The following is a 21,295-nucleotide window of genomic DNA, read 5'->3' on the forward strand; positions in this document are numbered from 1 at the left end:
CGCAAGACGGTATCGGGCATCCCCACCGCGGTGTTCCGCAACCGGCTGGCCGGCATGGCCGCAACCGCCGGCATCGACCTGTTCGCCGTCAACCCCGCCTACAGCAGCATTTGGGGCGACCAGCACTGGCGCCGCCCCTACCACAACGTCACCCGACACCAGGCGGCCGCCACGGTGATCGGGCGTCGCGCCCAAGGCTATTCGGCTCGGCGTCGGAAAGGTGTGACACGCACGCGACCAGAGGATCGCGTCGTGAGAGCTACCAACCAGACCGGACCGCAACAGCCCCGGGCGACCGGCAACCGCCACCGACCAGGGATACGAGGAACCACATCTCGCCCACCCAGTCGGCTCGAACGCGGTGACCCGGGCCGGGCAATCGTTACCCCGGCACAGTTGGCCAACAATGACCAACTCCAGTTGTAACGGTCAACGTGTCGTTAGGTGCCGGCCGGCCTGCGCGCCGTCGGCATAACCGGCCGCTAAGACAACGTGATTTCCGTCACATAACGGACAGGTCACGGACCGACAACGGGGCGGTTTCGGAAGTCTTTGACCTGCGCAAAAAGAATCGTCTCCTGGCGATTTGGGTCAGCTTGACGACCTGAATCGCCGATTTAAGACGTGCGTGACTCGTCTGCGACAACCCGCTATCCTCTCACGCGGGCATGCCGCGCCTTGCCGAGCGGCAAGCCTTGGCCTTCCTGTAGCGCCGAGCTCCATCCAGCAGGCCGGGCCATCGACGACCGATGGATGGAGGCGGGGGACCCAGCCGGTCCGCCGTGTCGGACCGGAGCCGCTCGCGGCTCCTTGGGGTGAAGCCGGTGCCGTGTCCCCGCGGACCACGGCACCGGCCGGGCGACCCTCTCTCGTGCTGTATCCAGCCCGAACCCGACAGCTAACCTCGTGGGCGCTGGCAGAGAGGATTTCACCGGCCTATGAGCGGACGGCATCGTAAGCCCAGCGCACCTACGATCAGCGTCGCCAAGGTTGCCTTCACCGGAGCGGTCATCGGTGGCGGCAGCGTGGTGCTGGCAAGTCAGGCGGCTGCGGCCAGCGACAGCGAATGGGACCAGGTAGCCCGCTGCGAATCCGGCGGAAACTGGACTATCAACACGGGCAACGGCTACCAGGGCGGTCTGCAGTTCTCCGCGGGAACCTGGGCAGCCCACGGGGGCGGCCAATTCGCTCCGGCGGCCCATCTGGCCACCCGGGAGCAGCAGATCGCCGTCGCCGAGCGCGTGCTGGCGACACAGGGTCGCGGCGCGTGGCCGGTATGCGGTCACGGGCTGTCAGCTGCGACCCCGCGCAATGTCCCCTCCGCCACCGAGCAGACCCCGACGGACGGGCCCGGGGACGGCGCCGACGTCGAGCCCGCAAGTGTCGAAGCCCCGCCTCCACCTGCCGAAGACGGCTCGCCGGCGACGGAGGCGCCGCCCGCCGTCGAGCTGGCTGCTGCAGAGGAGCCCGCACCTCCGGCCGAACACCCGCCGTCGAGCTGGCTGCTGCAGAGGAGCCCGCACCTCCGGCCGAACCCGCCGCCGACCAAACCCCCGCAGAGGAGCCCGCACCACCGGCCGAACCCGCCGCCGACCAAACCCCCGCAGAGGAGCCCGCACCACCGGCCGAACCCGCCGCCGAGCAGGCCCGCTCCGACGAGCCCGAGGTGCACCACGCTCGGACCGTCGCGATCCGGAGCTTCACCGGCGGCGACCCGGCTCGGACACTACCGAGCGATCCGGTGGCCGCGGCACCGCACAACGGGCCCGGCTTCCTCGCGGAGCTCTGGCAGGCCATCGCGGCGCAAGGCATCGCCGGCAACGGTGCACTGAGTGCCTTGGCGCAGCAGCCCTCCGCCGCGCCTGCCACCCTCTAGCAATGGCCTAACCGGCAGTCAGGCCGAGCTCACCTGGGGGGCGAATAATTGCGGCCGTCACTGCTTACCGGTTGACCACGGTCACCGGGTGCAGGTAGGGCAAGTTTTCGGCGGGCAGCGGGAAAACCAGATCGCCGAATGGGGACAGCGCGCCCGTGCGATCGGTGGCCAATTCGCTCACCGCATGGTCGTCGGGGTCCGTCGTCGGCCAGCCATTGTCGACGTAGCGGCCCCTGGGCGCCTTCTTGTCAGACTTCTTGTCAGCATTGTCAGCCACGGCACCATTCTGACAGGTCCCAGCGCGGCTGGACCTGCAGGGCGGCTGCTTTACGCTGGGCAGCAATGACCCAACACACCCCGGATATCCCGCTGGGGTCCTGGCTGGCCGCGTTACCCGACGAGCGGCTGATCCGGCTGCTGGAACTGCGGCCCGACCTCGCCCAACCGGCGCCCGGCAGCATAACGGCCCTGGCCATGCGCGCTCAAGCGCGTCAGTCGGTGCGGGCTGCCACCGACGAACTGGACTTTCTTCGGCTGGCGGTGATCGACGCGCTGCTGGTGCTGCATGCCGATGCCACCCCGGTGCCGGTCGCCAAGGTGCTCGCGCTGATCGGCGACCGGGTGCCCGAGGCCGATCTCGTCGACGCGCTGAACGATCTCAAAGAACGCGCCCTGGTCTGGGGCGACGCCGAGGTCCGGGTGGCCGCCGACGCCGGCGCGGCGATGCCGTGGTATCCGGGCCAGGCGGTCTTGGAGGACGAAGCCCGGTCCGCAGACCAGATCGCCGGGCTCCTCGACGAACTCGGCGACGACGAACGCGTCGTATTGGGCAAGCTGCTGCAGGGCTCGCCGATGGGCCGCACCCGCGACGCCGCGCCGGGCGCCCCGGGAGATCGCCCGGTGCCGCGGCTGTTGGCGAAGGGCCTGTTGCGCCGCATCGATGCCGAGACGGTGATCCTGCCCCGTCAGATCGGGCATGCGCTGCGCGGCGAATGCCCCGGCCCGGTTCAGCTGAGCGCACCCGATCCGGTCGTCTCCACCGCCACGCCCGCCGACGTCGACGCCGCTGCCGCCGGGGCCGTTATCGACCTGCTGCGCGACCTCGACGTCACGCTCGAAACCCTTGGCAGCACACCGGTTCCCGAGCTGCGCAGCGGTGGACTCGGAGTGCGGGAGGTCAAGCGGCTGGCCAAGGTGACCGGCATCGACGAGACCAGACTGGGTCTGATCTTGGAACTTGCCGCGGCGGCCGGCCTGATCGCCAGCGGCATACCCGAGCCGCAGCCGAACAACGGTGACGGGCCGTACTGGGCGCCGACGGTCGCCGCCGACCGGTTCACCGAGGCGTCCACCGCGGACCGTTGGTACCTGCTGGCCTGCACCTGGCTCGACTTGCCTCGCCGCCCGGCACTGATCGGCTCCCGCGGACCCGACGCTAAGCCCTATGGTGCCCTGTCGAATTCCTTGTATTCGACGGCCGCCCCGCTGGATCGCCGATTGGCGTTGGGCATGCTGGCCGAGCTGCCGGCGGGCAGCGGTGTCGACGCGAGCAGCGCGTCGGCCGCCCTGGTCTGGCGCCGACCCCGGTGGGCCAAACGGCTCCAGCCGGGGCTGGTCGCCGACCTGCTGAACGAGGCGCACCTGCTGGGCCTGGTAGGCCGCGGAGCAATCAGCACACCCGGCCGCGCGCTGCTGGGACAAGGCCTGGAGCACGGGTCCACCGCCGTCGTCGAGGCGATGCGCCGGGCGCTCCCGGCGCCGGTCGACCACTTCCTGGTGCAGGCGGATCTGACCATCGTGGTACCCGGCCCGCTGGAACGGCAGCTGGCTGAGGAACTGGCCGCAGCCGCCACCGTCGAGTCTGCCGGCGCGGCGATGGTGTACCGGGTCAGCGAAAGGTCGATCCGGCACGCTCTCGACATCGGCAAGACCGCCGACGCTTTGCACTCTTTGTTCGAGAAGCACTCGAAAACACCGGTGCCCCAAACACTGAGCTACCTGATAGATGATGTGGCCCGTCGGCATGGCCAGCTGCGGGTCGGCATGGCGGCCTCGTTCGTACGCTGCCAGGATCCCACGCTGCTCGCCCAGGCGGTGGCCGCGGCTGAGCCGTTGGGGCTGCGGGTGCTGGCGCCGACCGTAGCGATCTGCCAGGCGCCGATCGCCGAGGTGCTCGCGGTGCTGCGCGATGCGGGTTTCGCTCCGGCCGCCGAGGACGCCACCGGGACCGTCGTCGACATCCGGGCTCGTGGGGCACGACTGCCCGCGCCACCGCAACGCCGGGCGCACCGGCCCTTGCCGCGTCCCACCAGCGAGCAGCTCGGTGCGGTGGTCGCAGTGCTGCGCCAGGCGGACGCCACGCCGTTTGCCGACATCCGGGTCGTCCCGGCGGTCGCGATGTCGCTGTTGCAGCGCGCCGCGCGGGATGGTGCCACGGTAGTGATCGGGTATCTCGACGCCGCAGGAGTCCCCACCCGGCGGGTCGTAACGCCGATCGCAGTGGTCGGCGGCCGGCTGACAGCCTTCGATGCGGCCTCCGGGCGGGCACGCGACTTCGCCGTCCATCGCATCACCTCGGTGATGCGCGCCGACGACGAGGCAGAGCGAAGCGATGCCGAGGAGCGGCGCCCATAACACCCGCCGACGACGAGGCAGAGCGCAGCGATGCCGAGGAGCGGCGCCCATAACACCCGCCGACGACGAGGCAGAGCGCAGCGATGCCGAGGAGCGGCGCCGCAATGTCGGCGCAGTCCGGATAATCGACCCCATGGGTGACGGGCCGTTGATCGTGCAGTCCGACAAGACGGTGCTGCTGGAGGTCGACCACGAGCTGGCCGCTGCCGCGCGCGCGGCGATCGCGCCGTTCGCCGAGCTGGAACGCGCCCCCGAACATGTGCACACGTACCGCATCACCCCGCTGGCGTTATGGAACGCCCGCGCCGCGGGCCACGACGCCGAACAGGTGGTCGACGCGCTGGTCAGCTACTCGCGCTACGCGGTTCCCCAGCCGCTGCTGGTCGACATCGTCGACACGATGGCGCGCTACGGGCGGCTGCAGCTCGTCAAACACCCAGCACACGGCCTGACGCTGGTCAGCCTGGACCGCGCGGTGCTCGAGGAGGTGCTCCGGCACAAGAAGGTCACCCCGATGCTGGGCGCCCGCATCGACGACGACACCGTGCTGGTGCACCCCAGCGAGCGCGGCCGGGTCAAGCAGCTGCTGCTCAAGATCGGTTGGCCGGCCGAGGATCTCGCCGGCTACGTCGACGGCGAGTCACACCCCATCAGCCTGCGGCAGAACGGCTGGCAGTTACGCGACTACCAAGAGATGGCAGCCGAAGCGTTCTGGGCGGGCGGTTCCGGCGTGGTGGTACTACCGTGCGGGGCGGGCAAGACGCTGGTCGGCGCGGCTGCGATGGCCAAAGCCAGCGCAACGACGCTGATTCTGGTCACCAGCACCGTCGCGGGCCGGCAGTGGAAACGCGAACTGGTTGCGCGTACGTCGTTGACCGAGAACGAGATCGGCGAATATTCCGGCGAGCATAAGGAGATCCGGCCGGTGACGATCGCCACGTATCAGGTGATCACCCGGCGCACCAAGGGCGAGTACCGCCACTTGGAGCTGTTCGACAGTCGCGACTGGGGACTGATCATCTACGACGAAGTGCATCTGCTGCCGGCGCCGGTGTTTCGGATGACCGCCGATCTGCAGTCGCGCCGGCGGTTGGGCCTGACCGCGACGTTGATCCGCGAGGACGGTCGCGAGGGCGACGTGTTCAGCCTGATCGGCCCGAAACGTTATGACGCGCCGTGGCGGGACATCGAGGCCCAGGGCTGGATCGCACCGGCGGAGTGCGTCGAAGTGCGGGTCACGCTGACCGACAGCGAGCGGATGCACTACGCCACCGCCGATGCCGACGAACGCTACCGGGTGTGCTCGACGGCGCACTCGAAAATCGCGGTCGTCCGCGCGATCCTGAGCCGCCATCCCGGCGTGCAGACACTGGTGATCGGTGCCTACCTCGATCAGCTCGACGAGCTCGGCGCCGTCCTCGGCGCCCCGGTGATCCAGGGCTCGACCAAGACCGCCGAGCGCGAGGCGCTGTTCGACGCGTTCCGCCGCGGTGAGGTGACCACGCTGGTGGTGTCGAAGGTGGGCAACTTCTCCATTGACTTACCGCAAGCCGCTGTCGCGGTGCAGGTTTCGGGAACCTTCGGCTCGCGTCAGGAGGAAGCGCAGCGGCTGGGCCGGTTGCTGCGGCCCAAGGCCGACGGCAGCGGCGCGATCTTCTATTCGGTGGTGTCGCGTGACACTCAGGATGCCGAATACGCCGCGCACCGGCAACGCTTCCTCGCCGAGCAAGGCTACGGCTACGTCATCCGCGACGCGGACGATTTGCTGGGACCGTCCATCTAGGTGGTCAGGATCGTCGCAGCGGCGGTACCCGGTGCGCCGTAGACATGCGCGAAGCCGACCCGCGGGGTCCCGGCAACCTGGCGCTCACCGGCTTCGCCGCGCAACTGACGCACCAGCTCGTGCACTTGGCGCAGCCCGGAGGCGCCGATCGGCTCGCCGTTGGCGATCAGCCCGCCGTCGGTGTTGACCGGCATCGGGCCGCTGATCTCGGTGGCACCCTCGGCAATCAGCTTCTCCTGGTCGCCGTCGGCGCAGAACCCGTTCTCGGCCATGTGGATCACCTCCGAGCCGGCATCGGTGTCCTGCAGTTGAATGACGTCGACGTCTCCGGGTGTCACCCCCGCCGCCTCGAACGCCGCTTTCGAGGCGTACACCGTCGGCGAGACGTCCTCGTCGATGGGCGCGAAGGTGGCATGCACCTCGTAGCTGCCGTAACGACGTGTGCGAATCTCGGCCGCGCGCACATAGACGGGTCTTGACGTGTAACGGCGCGCGATGTCGGCGCGGCACATGATCACCGCTGCTGCACCTTCATCGGGCGCGCAGAACATGTATTGCGTCAGAGGGTAATTCAGTACCGGCGATGCCAAGATGTCTGCTTCGGAGATCGGCTTGCGCCGAAAAGCGTACGGGTTCAGTGCGCCATTGCGGAAGTTCTTGGCCGCCACCTTGGCCAGCGTCTCGGTCGAGATGCCGTGATCGTGAAGGTAGCGGTTGGCCTTCATCCCGAAGAACTTGGTGGTGAGGAACTGGCCGTTCTGCGCGTACCAGGCCGGCAGCGCCAGCGTAGCGGGATCGTCGGTGAACGCGCCGCGCGGATGCTTGTCCATCCCGACGGCAATCCCGATGTCGTATTTGCCCAATCGGATCGTGTCCGCGCACAGCTGGACGGCGCTGGCTGCCGTCGCACACGCGTTGAAGACGTCGGTGAACGGAATGCCGGTCAGCCCCACCAGTCTGGTGACCGCGTCGGGATTGGACACCTCATGGCTGCCTCCGACGCCGAACTGGACGTCCTTCCAGTCGATGCCCGCATCGCTCAGCGCGGCCTGGATCGCTTCGGCACCCATTTCCATGGCGGATTTGGCGCCGAAACGGCCGAACGGGTGCAGGCCGACCCCGATGATGGCCACGTCGAACATGGCGGAACTCCCTTGTGTGTCAGATCGGCCGGAAGGCGAACGTCACGATCTCGGTGCCGTCGTCGTCGGTGGTTAACGGCACCATGGTCAGCTCGACGTCCATGCCGAATGCCAGCTTGCTGGGATCGCTTTCGGTCAGCCGTCCCTCGACGCGGACCACGTCGCCGAGTTGGACCAGACCGACGCCGAACGGAGTGAAGGTCTCGGCGGTCTCGCGGCCGGCGTAGGGTGGACCCGGCAGAAAACCCTGCGTGGTCCAGGCGACCAGAGTGCCGCGGCGTGGCAGCAACACCTCCGTCATGTCGGGTTTGCTGCACCGGGGGCACCACTGCTGCACCGGAAAGGTGGTGGCCCCGCAGGCGCCGCACCGGCTGCCGATAAGCTGGGGGTTCTCGTCGGGCCAGGTCGAGATCTCCGGCGCCAGCGCCTTTTGCATCGAGGGATCCTCCGTCGACTACGACACGGCAATAGTGCTGTTCGACCAAACCGTACAACAGCATTCCGCGAGGCGGAACTCCCATTCTCTCAGGTTAGCGCCGGGATCACTGACCGCTCGAACAGTTCGATGCCCGACCGGTCGTAAGCCGCCTCGGGGAAATAGCAGATCACGTAGGCGCATCCGAGGTCGCGCAGGCGCTCGAGCCGCTCGATGACCTGCTCGGTCGTGCCGGTCGCCGACTCGGGCCCGCTGATTCCGGCGATCATCGCATCCGCCGCCTGCTCGGGCACGCAGCCGGCCATCCGGTCGCGGATCCGCCGCAGCCGGTCGCTGACGTCAGCTTGCGAAGTGCCGACGATGGCGTTGACGTTGACCGAGCGCACGATCGCCCCGAAATCGGTACCCACCTCGCGACAATGCTGAGCCAGCACCGCGGACTTGCGGGCGAATCCGTCAGGTTCGGGCGTGAAATTCGTGTACTGCGCATATTTGGCTGCGATGCGCAGCGTTACCTTTTCTCCGCCACCGGCGATCCATAACGGAATCCCACCGTGCTGCAATGGTTTCGGGGTAACAATCGCCCCATCCGCCTGATAATGCTCCCCGGTGAAGCTGACCTTGCCGTCGCGCCAGGCGCCAAGCATGATCTGCACTCCCTCGTCAAGACGGCCGAGCCTTACTTTCGCGGATGGGAAGCCGTAACCGTAAGCACGCCATTCGTGTTCATACCAGCCGGCGCCGATGCCCATCTGAACGCGGCCGCCGGAGATCACGTCAACCGTGGCCGCCACCTTGGCCAGATAAACCGGGTTGCGGTAGCTCATCGCGGTGCACATCTGGCCGAGCTTGATCTGCGAAGTCGTGGCTGCGTAGGCCGACATCAGCGTCCACGCCTCGTGAGTAGCCTCCGGCGTGGGCATCGGCACGGTGTGGAAGTGGTCGTAGACCCACAGCGAATCCCACCCGCTGTCGTCGACGGAGGCGGCCAGTTCACTCATCACGGACCAATGCTTCGCAGGTTCAATGCCGACCAGATCCAGCCGCCAGCCCTGCGGGATGAAAAGTCCGAAACGCATAGCTAGGGACTCTAGGGCCCGCCGGGTTGCCTGCCCACCGTGGCCCGCGGTCACCGCGCGGTCCGGGCCGGCGGCGGCAGCCCCAGAGTCCCTGAATACAGGACGTTTGGCACTATGGCCACCATGGATCTGGGCGGCATCGGAGTGTGGAGTAGCCAGCTGCGCTACGGCGACCCAGCGGAGGCCGCCGACGCGGCGGCGGAATTGGAGGAGCTCGGCTTCACCGCGCTCTGGATTCCCGATGTCGGTGGGCCGGTGTTCGACGCGGTCGGTCGCCTGCTGTCAGCCACCACCGCGACGGTGATCGCCACCGGCATCCTGAATCTGTGGCTGCACCCCGCGAGCGAGGTCGCAGAATCGTACGCGGCGCTGGCCGCCGCGCACGATGACCGCTTCCTCTTGGGTATCGGCGTCAGCCATGCTCCGCTGATCGACGCTCGGGAGCCGGGGCGTTACCGCAAACCACTGGCGGCAACCGCGTCGTTCCTGGACGCGCTGGATGCCGCGGTACAGCCGGTGCCGGTCGAGCAACGGGTGCTGGCCGCACTGGGGCCGAAAATGCTCGAGATGGCCGCGCAGCGGACGCGTGGCGCCCACCCGTATCTGGTCACACCGGAGCACACCGCCATGGCCCGCGCGGTTTTGGGCGATGGCCCGCTGCTGCTGCCGGAGCAAACCGTGATCCTCACCGACCGTGCCGACGAAGCCCGCGCCATCGGCGCCGCCTGGCTGCGGGGGTACTTGAGATTGCCTAACTACGCCAACAATCTATTGCGCAGCGGGTTCTCCGCAGACGATTTGCAGCAAGTCAGCGAGCGGCTCCTGGATGCGATCGTTGCCTGGGGCGACGAGGAGGCCGTCCTGCGCAGGGTCGCCGAGCATCAGGCAGCCGGCGCCGACCACGTCTGTGTGCAGGTGCTGACCGCGGACCCGACGGCGTTCCCTCGCGAACAGTGGCGCCGAGTCGCCGCCGCCTGCGCGGGCAAGCCATGATGCATCGGCGCCATCGCCACTGCCCTGTCGGGCAGATCCTCGCCAAGCACGGCGGTGCCGGCAGCCGCCGGGGAATACAGTGAGGCGAATACAGTGAGGCAATGACGTCCCGGCACACGCTGTTTCGGGTGTTTTACCGGCTTGGCTTCACCCCGTGGGACGGCCACCCGCAGTCGGCGACGTTGCGGGACCTCGTCGAAGGAACCGACGGCACACCGGCGCTGCCGCCCGCGTCGGCGTTGGATGTCGGCTGCGGCACCGGGGACGCCTCGATCTATCTGGCTCAGCACGGATGGCGCGTCACCGGAGTCGACTTCGTCGGCAAGGCGCTCGACAGGGCCCGCGCGAAAGCCCGCGCCGCCGGCGTGTCGGTCGACTTCGTCTGCGGCGACGTCACGCACCTGAGCCGGGCCGGAATCGGCTCAGGCTTTCACCTGGTGGTCGACAACGGCTGCTTCCACGGCATGAGCGAGCGCGATCGTGACCGCTACGTCCGGGAGATCACCGCGGCCTGCGCAACGGGCGCACGGCTGTTCATGGTCGCCTTCAAACCCAGCGGCCGGTTCGGGCCGGCCGGCGTCGACCAGTCCGAGATCGAACGCCGATTCACGCCGGCCTGGACGATCCTGTCGGCAGCCGATGAACCACGTGCCGAAAACAGGTTTGCGGCACGATTTGCCGGGCGCAGCTACGTGCTGCAGCGCCACCCGTGACTCGCCGCACCTTACGTCAGCGATTCCGGCGGGGTGAACCGGTCACCGTATTTGGCGGCCAACTCGCGGGCCCGCGCGACGAAGCCCGCCTTGCCGCCCGGGTAACCGACGACGAACTGCGCGGTTCCACCGGTCCACGGCGGGAAGCCGATGCCCATGATCGAACCGATGTTGGCGTCAGCGGTCGATGTCAGCACGCCCTCGTCGAGGCACTTCTGCGTTTCCAGCGCCTCGGCAAACAACATCCGGTCGATCATGTCCTGCAACGGGGGCCGCGACGAACCGGAGTTGAACGTCTCGCGCAGTCCCGGCCACAAGCGGGTGCGCTTGCCGTCGACGTACTCGTAGAATCCCGCACCCTTGAGCTTGCCCGGCCGGCCCAGCTCGAGCATGGTGCTCACCACCGCCTCCGCCGGATGCGGTGTGTAGGTCTGGCCCGCGGCCTCGACCCCTTCGCGGGTGGCTTTGGCGATCTTGGCCATCAACTCCAGGTTGAGCTCGTCGGAGAGTTGCAGCGGCGGTGCCGGGTAGCCGGCCTGGCCGCCGGCGTGCTCAATGCTGGCCGGCTCCACACCTTCGCCGAGCATCGCGATCGCCTCGTTGATGAACGTGCCGATCACCCGGCTCGTGTAGAAGCCGCGGCTGTCGTTGACCACGATCGGCGTCTTGCCGATCTGCATTGCCAGGTCGATGGCCTTGGCCAGAGTTGCGTCAGAGGTCTTGTGGCCCTTGATGATTTCCAGCAGCGGCATCTTGTCGACCGGGGAGAAGAAGTGCAGTCCGATGAAGTCCTCGGACCGCTTGACGCCGGTGGCCAGCTCGGTGATCGGCAGCGTCGAGGTGTTGGAGCCCAGCACCGCGTCGGGCGCCACCACCGGCTCGATCTCGGCGAACACCTTGTGCTTGAGCTCGACCGATTCGAACACCGCCTCGATCACCAGGTCGGCGCCGGCGGCGTCGGACACGTCGGCGGTCGGGTGGATCCGGTCCAGCAGCGCCCTGGACTTCTCCTCGGTTGTCTTACCCCGCTCCAGCGCTTTGGCTTCCAGCTTTTCCGAATACCCCTTGCCTTTCTGCGCGGCCTCGGCGGTGACGTCTTTGAGGATCACCTCGATGCCGGCCTTGGCGCAGACGTAGGCGATCGCCGCACCCATCATCCCTGCGCCCAGCACGGCAACCTTCTTGAACGTCGTCTTCTCGTAGCCCTCCGGCCGCGAGCCGCCGGCGTTGATGTGCTGCAGGTCGAAGAAGAACGCCTGAATCATGTTCTTGGCGACCTGCGAAGTGACCAACGAAGCAAAATAACGGCTTTCGATGCGGGTGGCGGTGTCGAAGTCGACCTGCGCGCCCTCCACCGCAGCGGCCAGGATGGCCCGCGGCGCGGGCATCGGTGCGCCCTTGAGCTGGCGGCGCAGGTTCGACGGGAAGGACGGCAGGATCGCCGCGAGCGCCGGCGACGACGGGGTGCCGCCGGGCATCCTATAGCCGTCGGCGTCCCACGGCTGCACGTGCGCGTCCGGGTTGGCCTTGATCCACGCTTTGGCCGCGGGCACCAACTCCTCGACTGTCGGCACCACTTCGTCGATCAAGCCCATTTCCCTTGCCTTGGTCGGGCTGAAACGGGTGCCCTGGGCCAAGATGTTGACGAACGCGTTCTGGATGCCGAACATGCGCACGGTGCGGGTCACCCCTCCACCGCCCGGCAGCAGACCCAGTGTGACCTCGGGAAGTCCGATTTGGCTGCCCTTGACGTCGGCGGCGATACGGTGATGACACGCCAGGGCGATCTCCAACCCGCCGCCGAGCGCGGCGCCGTTGATCGCGGCGACCACCGGCTTGCCGAAGGTCTCCAGGGTGCGCAGCTGCTTTTTCACCCGCTCGACGGTGTCGAAAAACACCCCGGCGTCCTCCGGGGTGGCCTGGACCATGGCGGTCAGGTCGCCGCCGGCGAAGAATGTTTTCTTTCCGCTGGTGACCACCACCCCGGTGATCGAATCCTTTTCTGCGACAAGCCGATCCACCGCCTTGCCCATCGACTCGATGTACGCCTCGTTCATCACGTTGGCCGAGCCGGACGGATCGTCCATGGTCAGCGTGACGATGCCGTCGGCGTCTTTATCCCAAGTGATGGTGTTGACTGCCATGCGTTAAACCCTTTCGATGATGGTGGCGACGCCCATGCCGCCGCCGATGCACAGGGTGACCAGGGCGCGCCGGGCATTGCGGCGCTCGAGTTCGTCGACCATGGTGCCGAGGATCATCGCGCCGGTGGCGCCCAGCGGGTGACCCATCGCGATCGCGCCGCCGTTGACATTGAGCTTCTCGTCGGGGATGTTCAGGTCTTTCTGGAACTTCAGCACCACCGACGCGAAGGCCTCGTTGAGCTCGAACAGGTCGATGTCGTCGACGGTCAGGCCGGCCCGGTCGAGCACCTTGCGGGTGGCCGGGGTCGGGCCGGTGAGCATGATCGTCGGCTCTGAGCCGCTGGTGGCGGTCGCGACGATGCGCGCCCGGGGAGTCAGGCCCTGCGACGTGCCGGCAGCTTCACTGCCGACCAACACCAGAGCGGCGCCGTCGACGATGCCGGAGCTGTTGCCGCCGGTGTGGACGTGGTTGATCTTTTCCACCCAGTGGTACTTCTGCAGGGCCACGTCGTCGAAACCGCCCAAGGCCGCGACGCCTTCGAAAGCGGGCTTGAGCTTGGCCAGTCCCTCCATCGTGGTGTCGGGCCGCATGTGCTCGTCGTGGTCGAGGATGAGCAGGCCGTTCTGGTCGCGCACCGGCACCACAGACTTGGCGAAGTAGCCGCCCGACCACGCCGCAGCGGCTCTTTGCTGGCTGCGCAGCGCGTAGGCGTCGACGTCTTCGCGGGAGAAACCTTCGATGGTGGCGATCAGGTCGGCGCCGATGCCCTGCGGCACAAACCCGAGGTCGTAGTTGGTGGCCGGGTCCAGCGCCCACGCGCCGCCGTCGGAGCCCATCGGCACCCGGCTCATCGACTCGACTCCGCCGGCCAGCACCAGGTCGTCCCAGCCGGAACGAACCTTCTGCGCGGCGGTGTTGACCGCCTCCAGCCCGGAGGCGCAGAACCGGTTGAGCTGCACCCCGCCGGTGGTGTCGGGCAGGCCGGCTGCCAGCACCGCGGTGCGGGCGATGTCCCCACCCTGGTCGCCGATCGGGGAGACCACGCCGAGGATGACGTCGCTGATCAGGTTCTCGTCCAGATCGGGGAAACGCCTGCGCAGCTCGTTGATCAGGCCGACGACCAGATCGAGCGGTTTGACCTCGTGCAGTGATCCGTTGCGCTGCTTGCCGCGTGGCGTGCGGATAGCTTCGTAGACAAATGCTTCTTCGGCCATGACTGGTTCCTCTTCGGGGGTGTGAGATTCCGTCCTCGGGGACGCCCGTCCCGTCATGGATACCCTAGCAGCAGGCTCGATCAACCTGTTGGTTGGGAGTCCAGCGGAGCGATGCGGGCGTCCAGCGTGACGCTGGAGTCACGGCGGGCACCCAGCGTGACGCTGAAGTCACGCTGGAATGATGCTGGCGTCGTGCTTAGCGGCTCAACGGGTGCCCTACGCTCGACACCCATGACGGTGCGGCGACTGCGATCCTATGCGACCTCGGTGTTCGCCGAGATGTCGGCACTGGCAGATCGGATCGGGGCGATCAATCTGGGACAGGGGTTTCCCGACGAGGACGGGCCGGCCTCGATGCTGCAGGCCGCGCAGAACGCCATCGCGGGCGGCGTCAACCAATACCCGCCCGGAATGGGCATCGCCGCGCTGCGGGAGGCGGTCGCCGCCCAGCGCAGCCGAGATTTCGGCATCGACTACGACCCGGACACCGAAGTGCTGGTCACCGTGGGGGCCACCGAAGCCATCGCGGCGGCGGTGATAGGCCTGGTCGAACCCGATACCGAGGTGATCCTGATCCAGCCGTTCTACGACTCCTACTCGCCGCTGGTGGCGATCGCCGGTGCGCGTCGGGTCGTCGTGCCGCTGGTGCCCGACAATCGCGGCTTCGCTCTGGACACCGACGCCCTGCGTCGTGCGGTGACGCCGCGCACCGGGGCAGTGGTCGTCAACTCCCCGCACAACCCGACCGGGATGGTGCTCACCGAGGCCGAGTTGGCCGCCGTCGCCGAGATCGCGATCCAGGCCGATCTGCTGGTCATCGCCGATGAGGTCTATGAGCAGCTGGTTTTCGACGGGTGCCGGCACCGGCCGCTGGCCGGTTTCGACGGCATGGCCGAGCGGACGGTCACCATCTCCAGCGCGGCAAAGATGTTCAGTTGCACCGGCTGGAAGATCGGATGGGCCTGTGGCCCGGCCGAGCTCATCGCCGGAGTGCGCGCGGCCAAACAATACTTGAGCTTCGTCGCCGGTGCGCCGTTTCAGCCGGCGGTGGCCCACGCGCTCAACACCGAACAAGCGTGGGTGGCCACGCTGCGACACACGCTGCAGCGCCGACGTGACCGGCTGGCAGCCGGGCTGAGCGAGATCGGCTTCCAGATCCACCACAGCGCGGGCACCTACTTTCTGTGCGCGGATCCCCGCCCGCTGGGCTACGACGACAGCACCGCGTTCTGCGCCGTGCTGCCGCAGAAGGTCGGTGTGGCCGCAATCCCGTTGGCGGCGTTCTGTGACCCGGACGCCGCCGACGCCGAGATATGGAATCACCTGGTGCGCTTCAGCTTCGCCAAGCGCGACGAGACCCTCGACGAGGCGATCAGGCGTCTGGCCAAGCTTCGCGACGGGCCGGCCCGGGCCTGATCCGCGTGGCCGGCATGCCGGAAAACCGGACTGCTGCTATCCGGCGGCCGGCGGGCGCGCCATCACGGTGGGCCGGAAGCCGTATCGGGGAGCGCCGTTGACCGGACTCGGTGCGGCCAGGTTGGTGATCGGCGTCATCGGTGGTGCACTGGCCGATCCGCCCGCGGCGGCCGCCGCAACCGGCCGGGTGTCGGGCAGCGGAGTCGCCGACCACCTGGCGACCAGCGAGTGCGCGGCCGGGACGGCGCTCCCCCACGTCCGCGGCACCGACAAGGCACCGACCGGCGTCGCCCGACCCAGGCCGGCGGACACCGCGGCGGCGCCGAGGCCCCAGGAACCGCCCGGGCCCAGCCCCGCCATGCCCGCCGCGCCCAGTGCGCCCGATCCGCCCAGCACGGCAGCGCCCAACGCCGGAGCCGCGGCCTTGGCTGCGGCGGGGACCGCGGCCAGGGACTTTCCCATGTTGATCATCGACATGGCCCGCATCGGCATCATCGAGCCGAATATCAACGGGTAGAGCATCTCTGACAACGACAACGCGGTGGCCGAGTCGCCGGTCGACGAGCCCGCCGTCGCGGCTGTCGCCGCGGCCGCGTCGGCGACCTCTGCCGTCGAGGAGGTTGACGCAGCCGACGACAGGGGTGAGGCCAGTGCTTGCAGGGTCTGCGGCGTCGTTGCCATGAGTTGGGACAACGTCGACTGGGCGTCGGCCCCGGTGGCGGTGCCGGTGGCTTGGGCGACGGCGGCAGACTGCGCGGCCAGCCCGCCCTGGTTCGTGGTCTGCGGCGGAGAGCTGAACTGCGGCACCGTCGATGCCGCTGCCGAGTCGCCGGCATAGCCGTACATCGCCGCGGCGTCCTGGACCCACATTTCGGCATAGTGGGCCTCGGTGGCCATGATCGCCGGCGTATTCTGACCCAGGAAATTCGTCGCGACCAGCGATACCAGCAGGGCGCGGTTGGCCGCGATCACCGGCGGCGGCACCGTCATCGCGAACGCCGCCTCGTAGGCCGCTGCCGCTGCCCGGGCCTGATCGGCTGTCTGCGCGGCTCGCGCGGCAGTGGTGCTCAGCCACGTCGCATAAGTGGCGGCCGCGGCGGCCATCGACACCGACGCCGGACCCGACCACGCAGTGCCGGTCAGCCCCGAGGTCACCGAACTGTAGGAAGCCGCCGTGGAGTGCAGGACGGCGGCCAGGTCGTCCCAGGCGGCCGCTGCGGTCAGCAGCGGACCCGCACCCGGACCGGCATACAGTCGCGCGGAGTTGATCTCCGGCGGTAACATCCCGTAATCCATTGGGCAAGACCCTCTCAGCTGTCGTCGGTCTTCACGGTGACGGTGCGAGATGAAGCTGAAGCAGAGCTGAAAACGGCCCGGCCGCGACGGTTCGTTCAGCGTCCCTTCAGGAACGTGCCGTCACGATGGCTCACAATGACCGTGTGGATGGCGCGCCCAGGGTGCTGGTGGTCGAGGACTACGACGCCATCCGGGAGATGGTCGTGGAGGCGCTGGCCGATGCGGGATATGTCAGCGGCGGGCAAGCGGACGGTCACCGGCTGGAGGACGTGCTGGCCGCGTTCCGGCCGGATTTGGTGATCCTCGACGTGATGATGCCCGGCCGCGACGGTTTCGCGCTCATCGACGTGGTGCGCGGCTACGGCGACGCCGGCATCGTCTTGCTCACCGCCAGGGACGCGCTCCCCGACCGGCTGCGCGGACTCGACGCCGGTGCCGACGATTACGTGGTCAAGCCGTTCGACGTGGCGGAACTGGTCTCCCGGGTCGGGGCGGTGCTGCGCCGACGGGGACGGGTCCCGTCGGCGCAGCAGGTCGGCGACCTGGTGGTCGATGTGGACGCGGGGATGGTGAGCCGGGCTGGCACGGTGCTCGATCTCACCGGCACCGAGTTCAAGCTGCTCTGCTACCTCGTCGAACAGCGCGGACGCACAGTGAGCAAGGATCAGATCCTGGCGGCGGTGTGGGGATATGACGCCTACGACGTCAACCTGGTGGAGGTCTACATCAGCGCGCTGCGCCGCAAGCTGGAGGCACACGGATCCCGGATGCTGCACACGGTCCGCGGGATCGGCTACCAGCTGTCGGCAGGTCGTCGATGACCGCACCGACCACCCCGACCCCGTCGCTGCGCCGCCGGGTGACGATTGCCACGGTCGGCGTGATCGCCGGGTTGCTGGCCGTACTCAGCGGCGTCATCGACCGGCTGGTCGACATCCAGCTCAACCACGACCTGGAGGCCCGACTGGCCGACGGGATCGCCCGTGCCGGCAACCTGGTCGAGGCCGGGGTGGGACCGGCCGAAATCGTCAACCAGCTGCAGGGCCAGACCACCCGCGTTCAGCTGATCAGCCCGGACGGCATGCGCTACGGAGATCTCACACTGCTGCCGATGTCACCGTCACCGCCGCCGCAGGGCGGGCGACCGCCGCCGCCGTCTCCCAGCGAGCGGACCAGCAAGAAGGTGACCCGCATCCTGCAGAACGGCTCGGAAATCACCATCGTGGCCAAAACCGCCGGGATCCATGCTCGCCTGGCCCAACTGCGGCGGGACATGCTCGTCGGTGGGGCCATCACCCTGGTGTTGGTCGCGCTGCTGGTCAGGATCGCCGTCGGACGCGCGCTGGCGCCGCTGCAGCGGATGACCTCGACGGCGGAGCGGATCACCTACGGCGATCGGGGGCGTCGGCTGCGTCCGGACCGGCCGACCACCGAACTCGGTCGCGCCGCCGCCGCCTTGGACAACATGCTCGATGCACTCGAGGACGCCGAGATCAACGCCCGCCGGGCCGCCGAGACCGCCCAGCGCGCCGAAACGAAGACTCGCCAGTTCCTCTCCGACGCGGCGCACGAGCTGCGAAGCCCGGTGGCTGCCATCCAGGCTGTGGCGCAACAACTGGCTGCCAGCACCGAAGCGACCGCCGACACCGATCCGGCAGCCGCCCGGCGCCGCCGATATGCCGCGCTGCTTTCCGGCGAAAGCCGTCGAGCCAGCAGACTGGTCGCCGACTTTCTCGACATCGCCGGCATCGATGCCGGCGTGGCGCTGCACAGCGAGGACTTCGACCTCGTCGACATCGTCGCCGCCGAAGTGGACCGGGCCGCTGTGCTCGCCCCCGGCCTGACCGTGCGCCTGGTTGCAGACGGCCACAAGCTGCCGATTCATGCCGACCCGAGCCGCATAGCGCAGATCCTGTCCAACTTGTTGGACAACGCCCGCAGGTACACCCCCCAAGGCGACGAGATCACCGTGCGGACCGCAACGCGCGACCACCACGCCGTGGTAACGGTCATCGACTCCGGCCCGGGCATCCCGCCCGCCGACCGCGAGCGGGTGTTCGACCGGTTGGTCCGCCTCGACGCTGCCCGCGATCGCGACTCCGGCGGCGCCGGCCTGGGCCTGCCGATCGCCCGTGCCCTGGCCGAAGCCCACCACGGCACGTTGGAATGTCTGCCGGTCACCTCGGGCTGCGGAGCGGCCTTCCGATTAACCCTGCCGTTGACGCCGTTCGAATCGGCCACCGACAGCTAAGTCCGGTGGTGGAGCCCGTCGACGCCCAGCACCCGCCTGCGCAGCCCCTCGGTCGCGGCGTTGAGCACCGTCTTACGGGCCCGTTTGATCAAGAACTCCGGCAACGGCGCCGACGGCTCCCAGGTGATGTCAAAACGTACCCGGGTTTTGTCGAGGCCTTCGCGCCGCAGCGTGTACTCGACGTGCTGCCCGTGCTGATAGAAGGTCCTCTCGGCATCCCACACCAGCCAGTCGGCACCCCAATGATATTCCAGCACTTGCTCATCCACGATCCCGACCACCTTGACGACGACCTTCACGTGGTGCGGTCGACCGTCGGGATAGGTGTCGATGACCTCGGCAAGCTTGTGCACCGACGACCAGGACGGCACGGCGCGAACGTCCGCCAGCACCGCCATGATCGCGTCCGGCGGCGCGTCGATGACAATCTCCCGCGATGCTCGTACGGCCATTACCGTCAAGCTAGCAACGCCACCGGGCTCCCGGACGGTCTTCGCGGTTCTTCTTCCCGTTGAGCGGCCCCCGGTCGCGGTGCGGCGCGCCCGGTACCGTCGATTTCGTGACTGCTTACACCGTCGGTGACTACTTGCTGGACCGACTCGCGTCGCTCGGCGTGTCCGAGGTCTTCGGGGTGCCCGGTGACTACAACCTGGAATTTCTCGACCACATCGTCGCTCACCCGGATCTGCGGTGGGTGGGCAACGCCAATGAGCTCAACGCCGGCTATGCCGCCGACGGCTACGGGCGACTGCGCGGAATGGCCGCGTTGGTAACCACCTTCGGTGTTGGCGAGCTTTCCGCGGCAAACGCGATCGCCGGCAGTTATGCCGAGCATGTGCCGGTGGTGCACATCGTCGGCGGACCGTCCAAAGACGCCCAGGGCGCCCGCCGGGTCTTGCATCACTCCCTCGGCGACGGGGATTTCGAGCATTTTCTTCGCATCAGTCGCGAAATCACCTGTGCCCAGGCGAATCTCAGGCCAGCCACGGCGACCCGCGAAATCGACCGGGTGCTCAGCGAAGTGCGCGAGCAGAAACGCCCCGGCTATCTGCTGCTGCCCACCGATGTAGCGCGTTTCGAGACCGAACCGCCCACCGCGCCGTTGCCCCGCTACACCGGCGGCACCAGCCCGCGGGCCCTCGCTCTGTTCACCGAGGCCGCGACGAAACTGATCGCCGATCACCGGCTGACCGTGCTCGCCGACTTTCTGGTGCATCGGCTCGATGCGGTGTCTCACCTCGAGGCGCTGCTGGCTGCCGACGCGGTACCGCACGCCACATTGATGTGGGGCAAAAGCCTGGTCGACGAAAACTCGCCCAACTTCCTGGGCATCTACGCCGGCTCCGCCAGTGACGAGCCGGTACGCCGAGCGATCGAAGACGCGCCGGTGCTGGTCACGGCCGGGGTGGTGTTCACCGATATGGTCAGCGGGTTCTTCAGCCAGCGCATCGACCCGGGCAGGACCATCGACATCGGCGCCCAGCAGAGCACCGTCGCCGGTCAGGTATTCGCGCCGCTGGAGCTGCCGGACGCACTCGACGCGCTGACCGCAATCCTGACCGATCGCGGGATCAGCTCGCCGCCCGTCGCGCCGAGGCCGGACAACACCCGCCGGACACCGCCCGCGCGAGAGGCACCGATCACCCAGGAGATTTTGTGGGACAGACTGTGCGAGGCACTCACGCCCGGCAACGTGGTACTCGCGGACCAGGGCACGTCGTTTTACGGAATGGCCGCCCATCGGCTGCCGCGCGGCGTGACGTTCATCGGACAACCGCTGTGGGGATCGATCGGCTATACCCTGCCCGCGACCCTCGGGGCCGGCCTGGCTCAGCGCGATCGCAGACCGGTACTGCTGATCGGCGACGGCGCGGCCCAGTTGACCGCGCAGGAGCTGGGCGTGATCTCCCGGGAGGGATTGACTCCGGTCGTCGTGGTGGTTAACAACAACGGCTACACCATCGAACGGGCGATTCACGGGAAAACCGCTCCCTACAACGATATTGTCCGATGGGATTGGTCCGGGATCCTCGGCGCGCTCGGTGTGACGAACCATCTGACGTTCCGCGCGCAGACCTACGGCGAGCTCCACGACGCTTTCACCGCCGCTGCCCGCCATCAGGAAGCCATGGTGCTCGTGGAAGCAGTCGTGCCGCCGCTCGACATTCCCAGGCTGCTCACCGACCTGGTCCGGCCGACGTCCCCGGACGGCAGCGCACGTCGCTAGGGTGACGATCACCCGCCCAATCGTCGAAGTTCACCGGGCTCGCGCGGTAGCATTCTTCGCGCGGGGTTTCGCGTCGTGGCGACGGGTCGG

The 21,295-nt window shown here is 68.2% G+C and carries 18 protein-coding genes, 1 pseudogene and 1 riboswitch; of the genes and pseudogenes, 11 read left to right on the forward strand and 8 right to left on the reverse strand.

Features of this window, described 5'->3' with window-relative positions:
* The 3 genes and pseudogenes from F6Q13_RS01165 to F6Q13_RS20230 all read left to right on the forward strand — a co-directional run.
* Positions 1–426 (forward strand): hypothetical protein (locus F6Q13_RS01165; RefSeq protein ID WP_293051023.1); only part of this gene is annotated, 426 nt, incomplete at its 5' end.
* A 274-nt stretch (positions 427–700) separates the two neighbouring features.
* Positions 701–929, forward strand: a riboswitch (cyclic di-AMP (ydaO/yuaA leader).
* A 9-nt stretch (positions 930–938) separates the two neighbouring features.
* Positions 939–1,220, forward strand: a pseudogene (locus tag F6Q13_RS20225) (transglycosylase family protein); the annotation flags it as partial.
* Between the two features lie 446 nt (positions 1,221–1,666).
* Positions 1,667–1,876 (forward strand): hypothetical protein, encoded by a 210-nt coding sequence (locus F6Q13_RS20230; protein ID WP_367140808.1) that lies wholly within the window; start codon positions 1,667–1,669, stop codon positions 1,874–1,876.
* Between the two features lie 64 nt (positions 1,877–1,940).
* Here F6Q13_RS20230 and F6Q13_RS01175 read toward each other — a convergent pair whose 3' ends face one another.
* Positions 1,941–2,153 (reverse strand): hypothetical protein, encoded by a 213-nt coding sequence (locus F6Q13_RS01175; RefSeq protein WP_293051025.1) that lies wholly within the window; start codon positions 2,151–2,153, stop codon positions 1,941–1,943.
* Positions 2,154–2,218: 65 nt separating this feature from the next.
* Between F6Q13_RS01175 and F6Q13_RS01180 the strand changes: the two genes are divergently transcribed.
* Together F6Q13_RS01180 and F6Q13_RS01185 are read left to right on the forward strand one after the other, a co-directional pair.
* A complete protein-coding gene (locus F6Q13_RS01180) occupies positions 2,219–4,510 on the forward strand; it encodes a helicase-associated domain-containing protein (protein WP_293051027.1) in 2,292 nt (763 codons plus the stop codon).
* 133 nt (positions 4,511–4,643) lie between these two features.
* Entirely contained in the window at positions 4,644–6,293 is a 1,650-nt protein-coding gene (locus F6Q13_RS01185; protein WP_293051029.1) for a DNA repair helicase XPB, read from the forward strand.
* On the opposite strand, the gene F6Q13_RS01190 is transcribed toward F6Q13_RS01185, so the two are convergent.
* From F6Q13_RS01190 to F6Q13_RS01200, 3 genes are all read right to left on the reverse strand, one after another.
* Complete coding sequence (locus tag F6Q13_RS01190) at positions 6,290–7,435, reverse strand: thiolase family protein (RefSeq protein WP_293051031.1); 1,146 nt, start codon at positions 7,433–7,435, stop codon at positions 6,290–6,292. The two genes, F6Q13_RS01185 and F6Q13_RS01190, sit on opposite strands and share 4 nt — an antisense overlap.
* A 19-nt stretch (positions 7,436–7,454) precedes the next feature.
* Positions 7,455–7,871 carry a Zn-ribbon domain-containing OB-fold protein gene (locus F6Q13_RS01195; RefSeq protein WP_293051036.1) on the reverse strand — a complete coding sequence of 139 codons (417 nt, stop codon included), beginning with the start codon at positions 7,869–7,871 and terminating at the stop codon, positions 7,455–7,457.
* 89 nt (positions 7,872–7,960) lie between these two features.
* Positions 7,961–8,950: an LLM class F420-dependent oxidoreductase gene (locus F6Q13_RS01200; protein ID WP_293051218.1), complete on the reverse strand. Its 990-nt coding sequence runs from the start codon at positions 8,948–8,950 to the stop codon at positions 7,961–7,963.
* A gap of 123 nt (positions 8,951–9,073) precedes the next feature.
* Between F6Q13_RS01200 and F6Q13_RS01205 the strand changes: the two genes are divergently transcribed.
* Complete coding sequence (locus F6Q13_RS01205) at positions 9,074–9,943, forward strand: LLM class F420-dependent oxidoreductase (protein WP_293051221.1); 870 nt, start codon at positions 9,074–9,076, stop codon at positions 9,941–9,943.
* A 101-nt stretch (positions 9,944–10,044) separates the two neighbouring features.
* Complete coding sequence (locus F6Q13_RS01210; protein ID WP_293051041.1) at positions 10,045–10,656, forward strand: class I SAM-dependent methyltransferase; 612 nt, start codon at positions 10,045–10,047, stop codon at positions 10,654–10,656.
* Positions 10,657–10,667: 11 nt separating this feature from the next.
* Here F6Q13_RS01210 and F6Q13_RS01215 read toward each other — a convergent pair whose 3' ends face one another.
* Positions 10,668–12,800, reverse strand: coding sequence for a 3-hydroxyacyl-CoA dehydrogenase NAD-binding domain-containing protein (locus F6Q13_RS01215; protein WP_293051045.1), 2,133 nt, complete (start codon positions 12,798–12,800; stop codon positions 10,668–10,670).
* Positions 12,801–12,803: 3 nt separating this feature from the next.
* The gene (locus tag F6Q13_RS01220) at positions 12,804–14,015 is read right to left on the reverse strand and encodes an acetyl-CoA C-acetyltransferase (RefSeq protein WP_293051048.1); all 1,212 of its coding nucleotides are present in this window, start codon (positions 14,013–14,015) and stop codon (positions 12,804–12,806) included.
* Between the two features lie 231 nt (positions 14,016–14,246).
* Here F6Q13_RS01220 and F6Q13_RS01225 point away from each other — a divergent pair, with 231 nt between their 5' ends.
* A complete protein-coding gene (locus F6Q13_RS01225; RefSeq protein WP_293051051.1) occupies positions 14,247–15,431 on the forward strand; it encodes a pyridoxal phosphate-dependent aminotransferase in 1,185 nt (394 codons plus the stop codon).
* 36 nt (positions 15,432–15,467) lie between these two features.
* Here the strand turns inward: F6Q13_RS01225 and F6Q13_RS01230 are convergent, their stop codons facing one another.
* Entirely contained in the window at positions 15,468–16,727 is a 1,260-nt protein-coding gene (locus F6Q13_RS01230) for a PPE family protein (RefSeq protein ID WP_293051054.1), read from the reverse strand.
* A 143-nt stretch (positions 16,728–16,870) separates the two neighbouring features.
* On the opposite strand from F6Q13_RS01230, the gene F6Q13_RS01235 reads away from it, so the two are divergent.
* A complete protein-coding gene (locus tag F6Q13_RS01235; protein WP_293051057.1) occupies positions 16,871–17,548 on the forward strand; it encodes a response regulator transcription factor in 678 nt (225 codons plus the stop codon).
* Positions 17,545–18,978, forward strand: coding sequence for a HAMP domain-containing sensor histidine kinase (locus F6Q13_RS01240; RefSeq protein ID WP_293051060.1), 1,434 nt, complete (start codon positions 17,545–17,547; stop codon positions 18,976–18,978). The genes F6Q13_RS01235 and F6Q13_RS01240 overlap by 4 nt, the downstream gene beginning before the upstream one ends.
* Here the strand turns inward: F6Q13_RS01240 and F6Q13_RS01245 are convergent.
* Complete coding sequence (locus F6Q13_RS01245) at positions 18,975–19,430, reverse strand: SRPBCC family protein (RefSeq protein WP_293051063.1); 456 nt, start codon at positions 19,428–19,430, stop codon at positions 18,975–18,977. The genes F6Q13_RS01240 and F6Q13_RS01245 overlap by 4 nt on opposite strands.
* Before the next feature lie 107 nt (positions 19,431–19,537).
* On the opposite strand from F6Q13_RS01245, the gene F6Q13_RS01250 reads away from it, so the two are divergent.
* Entirely contained in the window at positions 19,538–21,205 is a 1,668-nt protein-coding gene (locus F6Q13_RS01250) for an alpha-keto acid decarboxylase family protein (protein ID WP_293051066.1), read from the forward strand.
* The last annotated feature ends 90 nt before the right edge of the window (positions 21,206–21,295 follow it).

The organism is Mycobacterium sp., assembly GCF_008709575.1.
Taxonomy (GTDB): domain Bacteria; phylum Actinomycetota; class Actinomycetes; order Mycobacteriales; family Mycobacteriaceae; genus Mycobacterium.

Excerpts from the sequence above, each read along its gene's own strand:
- F6Q13_RS01180 (WP_293051027.1), top strand. The coding sequence starts at position 2,219 with ATGACCCAACACACCCCGGATATCCCGCTGGGGTCCTGGCTGGCCGCG.
- F6Q13_RS01185 (WP_293051029.1), top strand. The coding sequence starts at position 4,644 with ATGGGTGACGGGCCGTTGATCGTGCAGTCCGACAAGACGGTGCTGCTG.
- F6Q13_RS01190 (WP_293051031.1), bottom strand. The coding sequence starts at position 7,435 with ATGTTCGACGTGGCCATCATCGGGGTCGGCCTGCACCCGTTCGGCCGT.
- F6Q13_RS01195 (WP_293051036.1), bottom strand. The coding sequence starts at position 7,871 with ATGCAAAAGGCGCTGGCGCCGGAGATCTCGACCTGGCCCGACGAGAAC.
- F6Q13_RS01200 (WP_293051218.1), bottom strand. The coding sequence starts at position 8,950 with ATGCGTTTCGGACTTTTCATCCCGCAGGGCTGGCGGCTGGATCTGGTC.
- F6Q13_RS01205 (WP_293051221.1), top strand. The coding sequence starts at position 9,074 with ATGGATCTGGGCGGCATCGGAGTGTGGAGTAGCCAGCTGCGCTACGGC.
- F6Q13_RS01210 (WP_293051041.1), top strand. The coding sequence starts at position 10,045 with ATGACGTCCCGGCACACGCTGTTTCGGGTGTTTTACCGGCTTGGCTTC.
- F6Q13_RS01215 (WP_293051045.1), bottom strand. The coding sequence starts at position 12,800 with ATGGCAGTCAACACCATCACTTGGGATAAAGACGCCGACGGCATCGTC.
- F6Q13_RS01220 (WP_293051048.1), bottom strand. The coding sequence starts at position 14,015 with ATGGCCGAAGAAGCATTTGTCTACGAAGCTATCCGCACGCCACGCGGC.
- F6Q13_RS01225 (WP_293051051.1), top strand. The coding sequence starts at position 14,247 with ATGACGGTGCGGCGACTGCGATCCTATGCGACCTCGGTGTTCGCCGAG.
- F6Q13_RS01230 (WP_293051054.1), bottom strand. The coding sequence starts at position 16,727 with ATGGATTACGGGATGTTACCGCCGGAGATCAACTCCGCGCGACTGTAT.
- F6Q13_RS01240 (WP_293051060.1), top strand. The coding sequence starts at position 17,545 with ATGACCGCACCGACCACCCCGACCCCGTCGCTGCGCCGCCGGGTGACG.
- F6Q13_RS01245 (WP_293051063.1), bottom strand. The coding sequence starts at position 19,430 with ATGGCCGTACGAGCATCGCGGGAGATTGTCATCGACGCGCCGCCGGAC.